Raw genomic sequence first — 4584 nt, 5'->3', positions numbered from 1 at the left:
GTGCAGCTTCTTGATCTCGGTGCGCATGTCGACGCGCAGCTTGGCATCGAGGTTGGAAAGCGGCTCGTCGAACAGGAAAAGCTTCGGGTCCCGCACCAGCGCCCGGCCCATGGCGACCCGCTGGCGCTGGCCGCCGGAGAGTTGCCCGGGCTTGCGGCCAAGCAGCGCCTCGATCTGCAGCAGCGCCGCGACGTGCTTGACGGCTTCAGCCTGATCGGCCTTCGGCACGCCGCGGCTCTCCATGCCGAAGGTGATGTTCTGGCGCACGGTCATGGTCGGGTAGAGCGCATAGGACTGGAACACCATGGCGATGTCGCGGTCCTTTGGCGGCACGGAATTGACGAGCCGGTTGCCGATTCGGATTTCACCCGACGTCACGCTTTCAAGTCCGGCGATCATGGCAAGCAGGGTGGACTTGCCGCAACCGGAAGGTCCGACGAGAGCGATGAACTCTCCCGGCTGCGCTTCGAGGTTGATGCCCTTCAAGACGTCCACGGCGCCGTAGCTCTTGTAGAGATTGCGAATGGTCAGGGCGGATAGGGATTGGCTCGTCATTTGATGGCGCCCTGTGTCAGACCGCGAACGAAGTATTTGCCGCCAAAGAGATAGATCAGGAGCGGCGGCAGCGCACCGATCAGCACGGCGGCGCTCATCACGTCGTAGCTGCGGGCGGTCGTGCCGCTCGCCGTCAGCGCGACGAGCGCGGCTGTGATCGGCTGCGCCTGGCCGGACGTGAAGACCACGCCGAACAGATACTCGTTCCAGATGCCGGTGAACTGCCAGATGACGGTCACGATCAGAATGGGCGGCGACAGCGGTATTATGATCTTCCAGAAAATCCGCCAGAAGCCGGCGCCGTCGATGCGCGCCGCTTTGATCAGGTCGTCGGGGATGCCGACATAGTAGTTGCGGCAGAACAGGGTGGTGAAGGAAATTCCCTGGACGACATGCACCAGGATCAGGCCGTAGGTCGAGTTGGTCAGACCGAGCTTTCCAAGAACGAATGCCCAGGGCATCAGCGCGATCTGCCCCGGCATGAAGACACCGAGCAGCATCAGGGTGAACAAGACCTCCGAGCCCTTGAAGCGCCATTTGGACAACACGTAGCCGTTCACGGCGCCGAGCAGCGTGGAAATGATCGTCGCCGGAATGGTCATCCACAGCGAGTTCAGGAAATTCCGTTGCATCCCCTGGCAGGTGCCGGCGATGCAATAGGTGCTCCAGGCCTGCGCCCATGCCTCCAGCCGGAAGGTCTTTGGCAGCGAGATGAGCCCGTCGCGCGCGATCTCCGCCTGCTCGCGGAAGGAATTGAAGACGACCACGAAGAGCGGGATCAGATAGATTGCGGCGAAGACCGTGAGCAGGCCATAGATCGCGAACCGGCTCCAGAAGTGCCTGCGGCTCGCTGCGGCCGCTTCCAGGTCGATGGCGGCGGCCAGTTCAGCCATTTCCTGCCTCCGCCCGGCGGCGCCACACCACCCACAGCGAATAGGGCACCAGCACCACGGCAAGCGCCGCCAGCATCATGACCGCGGCGGCCGCGCCCTCGCCGATCTCGCCACGCTGGAACATCAGATCGTAGACGTAGATGGCGGGGAACGTGGTCGAGATGCCCGGCCCGCCGCGGGTCAGGGCTGCGACGAGGTCGAACGTCTTGATGGCGAACTGGATCTGGATGACGGCGACCGCAAGGAAGATCGGCGCGATGGTTGGCAGAATGACCTTCCTGTAGGTGCGCACGACCGATGCGCCGTCGATCTGCGCCGCCTTCACCAGATCCGGATCGACCGAGCGTAGGCCGGCCAGAAAGAGCGCCATGGCGAAACCGGAAGACTGCCAGACGCCGGTGATGATCACCGCATAGATCGCGTGGTTGCGATCGCTGGTGAGCGCGAAGCTGAAGTCGCTCCAGCCCAGCCCGCGCACCAGCGCCTGGATGCCGTCGACCGGATTGTAGAGCCAGCTCCAGACGGTGCCGGTGACGATGAAGGAAACCGCCAGCGGGTAGAGGAAGATTGTCCGCCACACCGCCTCGCCGCGCACGCGCTGGTCGATCAGGATGGCCAGCAGCAGCCCGACCGCCATGGAGCCCACGATGTAGAAGCCGCTGAAGAGGAAAAGGTTGGTGTAGGCGATGTTCCAGCGCCGGTTGGACCAGAGCGATGCGTAGTTGTCGAGGCCCGCAAAGCCGTAGCTCGGCAAAAGTGTCGAGTCGGACAGCGACAGATAGAGCGTCCAGCCCGTGAACACGAAGACATAGACGAAGCTCGCCGCGAGCGAAGGGGCGAGCACGAGGATCGGCACGATCGATCCCAGACGATCCCGCCACGAGCGGGCGGGCACGGCTATCGGAACGGAAAGGTCGTGGATGGACATTGGGCTTCCTGCCGGCCGGGCGCCGGCGCGATGTCGCGCCGGCGCTCTCCGCACGTCATTCCTGCGCTTCGGCGGCGTCGGCCATGGCGTTGGCCGCATCCTTGGCGGACATGTCGGGCGTCGCGACGAATTCTGTGATCGTGTCCATGATGGCGCCGCGGACCTTTTGCGGGATGGTCATGTTGTGGGCCATTGAGCGGACCAGCGTGCCCGCCTCGATCGAGGCCTGCAGGTCCTTCTGGGACTTCTGCTGGCAGGGATTGAAGCCCTTCGACAGATCGACATCGAGGCGCGCCGGGATCGAGCCCTTGGCCTGGTTGAAGACGGTCTGGAACTCCGGCGACAGAATGGTGCTGGCGAGCAGCTTCTGGCCCTCCACATAGTCGGGATCCTTCTGCTGGAAGAACACGACGGAATCGGAGTTCAAGATGAAGCCGGGCTTGCCCCAGTCGGTCGGCGCCTGGGCGCAGACATAATCCGTTCCTTCCTTGAAGCCGGCGGCGGTGAGCAAGCCGATCGTCCAATCGCCCATGATGTGGAACGCCGCCTCGCCGCGGCCGACGAGAGCCGACATCGAATCCCAGTCGCGCCCGTTCATGCCGGGGTCCATGTACTTGGACGTCATGATGCGGAATTGCTCGAAGGCCTTGACCATGCCGTCGCTGCGCATGGCGTCGACGTTGCCTTCGACGAAGGCCTTGCGATAGAGGTCGAGGTCCTGGCCGTAGACGACGACTTCGAAGACGGTGGAATCGGTCCAGTCGGCGGTCGAGTGCGAGATGCAGATCTTGCCGGTGGCCACGATCTTGTCGCAGGCTGCGTTGAATTCCGCCCAGGTCTTCGGAACTTCCGTCACGCCGGCGGCCTGCATGACTTTCGGCGACGCCCATATCCAGTTGATGCGGTGGATGTTCATGGGTGCCGCCACCCACTTGCCGCTCGGCTTCATCACCGGCAGCAATTCCGGCGCCACCACCTTCTCCCAATTCTCCGCCTTCGCGAGATCATCCAGATCGGCGGTCATGCCGGTCTTGTTCCATTCAGCGATCTCGGGACCCTTGAGCTGAACCGCCGGAGGAGCATTGCCTGCGATCACGTCGGCGCGCAGCTTGGCAAGCGTGTTGGCGGTATGGCCGGCGATCGAGGTCTGTTGCCATTTTCCGCCCTTCGCCTCGAACATCTCGCCAAGCTTGGCGATGGCCTGCGCGTCCGATCCGGTCGCCCATTGGTGGAGCAGATTGGTCTTCGGCTCGGCGAGTGCTGTGTTTGCAAGAAAGGCAAATGCCGCCGTAGCGACAAGGGTCGCCCTCAGATATCTCATCGTCTCACTCCCATTTGATTTCAGCACGGTTCATCACGACCGTTTCGTCGAGACCGCCCGCGCATCGCAGAAGGTCTCTAGTTTTTTCTAGAATGATCAAATACGATCGACAGTCAAGGAGTTTTAAGACGAAAATGACAAAAAGCCTGCTCAGATCGCTGCTGGACGGTCAACCTCCGGGCACGCCTGAAAGTCTGATTGTCCGCTGTCTCAGCCAGCGCGGCGCCATTTCCGCCGCGCAGATTGCCCGGCTCGCCGGCTTGGCCCGCTCGACCGTCTCGACGGCTCTGACTGGCCTGAGGAAGTCAGGGATCGTGGTGGAACTGGCGGCAGCTGACGAAACGGCCAAAGGCGTCGGCCGGCCGCCGGCGACGCTGACGCTCAATCCTGAAGCCGGCACCTGCGTTGGCGTTCATCTTAGTCTCGACGAGATTCGGGTCGCTGTGGCTGACGTCTCGCATTCATTCATTTCTGAAAAAATTATCCCCCTCGGCCTGGATTATCCTCCGGACCGGGCGGCAAAGCTCACCAAGGCGGCGATCGCGCAATGCTACGAGGAGAACAGCTTGTCTGCGTCCGGCCTCCTGGGTGTCGGGGTTTCTGTGTCGGGACCGGTCAGCCCCGAAGGCTTCGTCCAGCGGGCCAGCATCGTTCCCACTTGGGCTGGCGTCAACATCCGACATGTCTTTGGGCCGGTGCTGGAGCAGCCGATCTTCGCTGCCAATGAAAGCAACTGCGCCGCCATTGCCGAGATGATGTGGGGCGCCGCCGTCGGTTACGAGGACTTTGTCCTGTTCAAGATCGACCTCGGGGTCGGCGGAGCGATCGTCCAGCACGGACGCGTCGTGACCGGAATTGCCGGCGGCGCGGGCGAATTCGGTCACATG

Annotated in this window: 5 protein-coding genes; 1 reads left to right on the top strand and 4 read right to left on the bottom strand. The window is 62.8% G+C overall.

The window, feature by feature from the left end; all coding sequences use genetic code 11:
• The 4 genes from EOA29_RS26010 to EOA29_RS25995 all read right to left on the bottom strand — a co-directional run.
• Positions 1-555 (bottom strand): ATP-binding cassette domain-containing protein (locus EOA29_RS26010; RefSeq protein WP_127221811.1); only part of this gene is annotated, 555 nt, incomplete at its 3' end.
• Positions 552-1448, bottom strand: a complete 897-nt coding sequence (locus tag EOA29_RS26005; protein WP_126091607.1) for a carbohydrate ABC transporter permease — start codon at positions 1446-1448, stop codon at positions 552-554. The genes EOA29_RS26010 and EOA29_RS26005, both read right to left, overlap by 4 nt.
• Positions 1441-2376 carry a sugar ABC transporter permease gene (locus tag EOA29_RS26000; RefSeq protein ID WP_126091606.1) on the bottom strand — a complete coding sequence of 312 codons (936 nt, stop codon included), beginning with the start codon at positions 2374-2376 and terminating at the stop codon, positions 1441-1443. The genes EOA29_RS26005 and EOA29_RS26000 overlap by 8 nt, the downstream gene beginning before the upstream one ends.
• 55 nt (positions 2377-2431) lie before the next feature.
• The gene (locus EOA29_RS25995) at positions 2432-3697 is read right to left on the bottom strand and encodes an ABC transporter substrate-binding protein (RefSeq protein ID WP_126091605.1); all 1266 of its coding nucleotides are present in this window, start codon (positions 3695-3697) and stop codon (positions 2432-2434) included.
• A gap of 92 nt (positions 3698-3789) precedes the next feature.
• Between EOA29_RS25995 and EOA29_RS25990 the strand changes: the two genes are divergently transcribed.
• A partial coding sequence (locus tag EOA29_RS25990) for an ROK family transcriptional regulator (RefSeq protein ID WP_145969799.1) occupies positions 3790-4584 on the top strand: 795 nt, incomplete at its 3' end.

The organism is Mesorhizobium sp. M1E.F.Ca.ET.063.01.1.1, from assembly GCF_003998155.1.
Taxonomy (GTDB): domain Bacteria; phylum Pseudomonadota; class Alphaproteobacteria; order Rhizobiales; family Rhizobiaceae; genus Mesorhizobium.
Note: the sequence above shows the minus strand (reverse complement) of the source record. Positions and strands in the feature narration are given on the sequence as shown.

Bases quoted from the DNA above. Each gene is read 5' to 3' on its own strand.
- EOA29_RS26000 (WP_126091606.1), bottom strand. From the start codon at position 2,376: ATGTCCATCCACGACCTTTCCGTTCCGATAGCCGTGCCCGCCCGCTCG.
- EOA29_RS26005 (WP_126091607.1), bottom strand. From the start codon at position 1,448: ATGGCTGAACTGGCCGCCGCCATCGACCTGGAAGCGGCCGCAGCGAGC.
- EOA29_RS25995 (WP_126091605.1), bottom strand. From the start codon at position 3,697: ATGAGATATCTGAGGGCGACCCTTGTCGCTACGGCGGCATTTGCCTTT.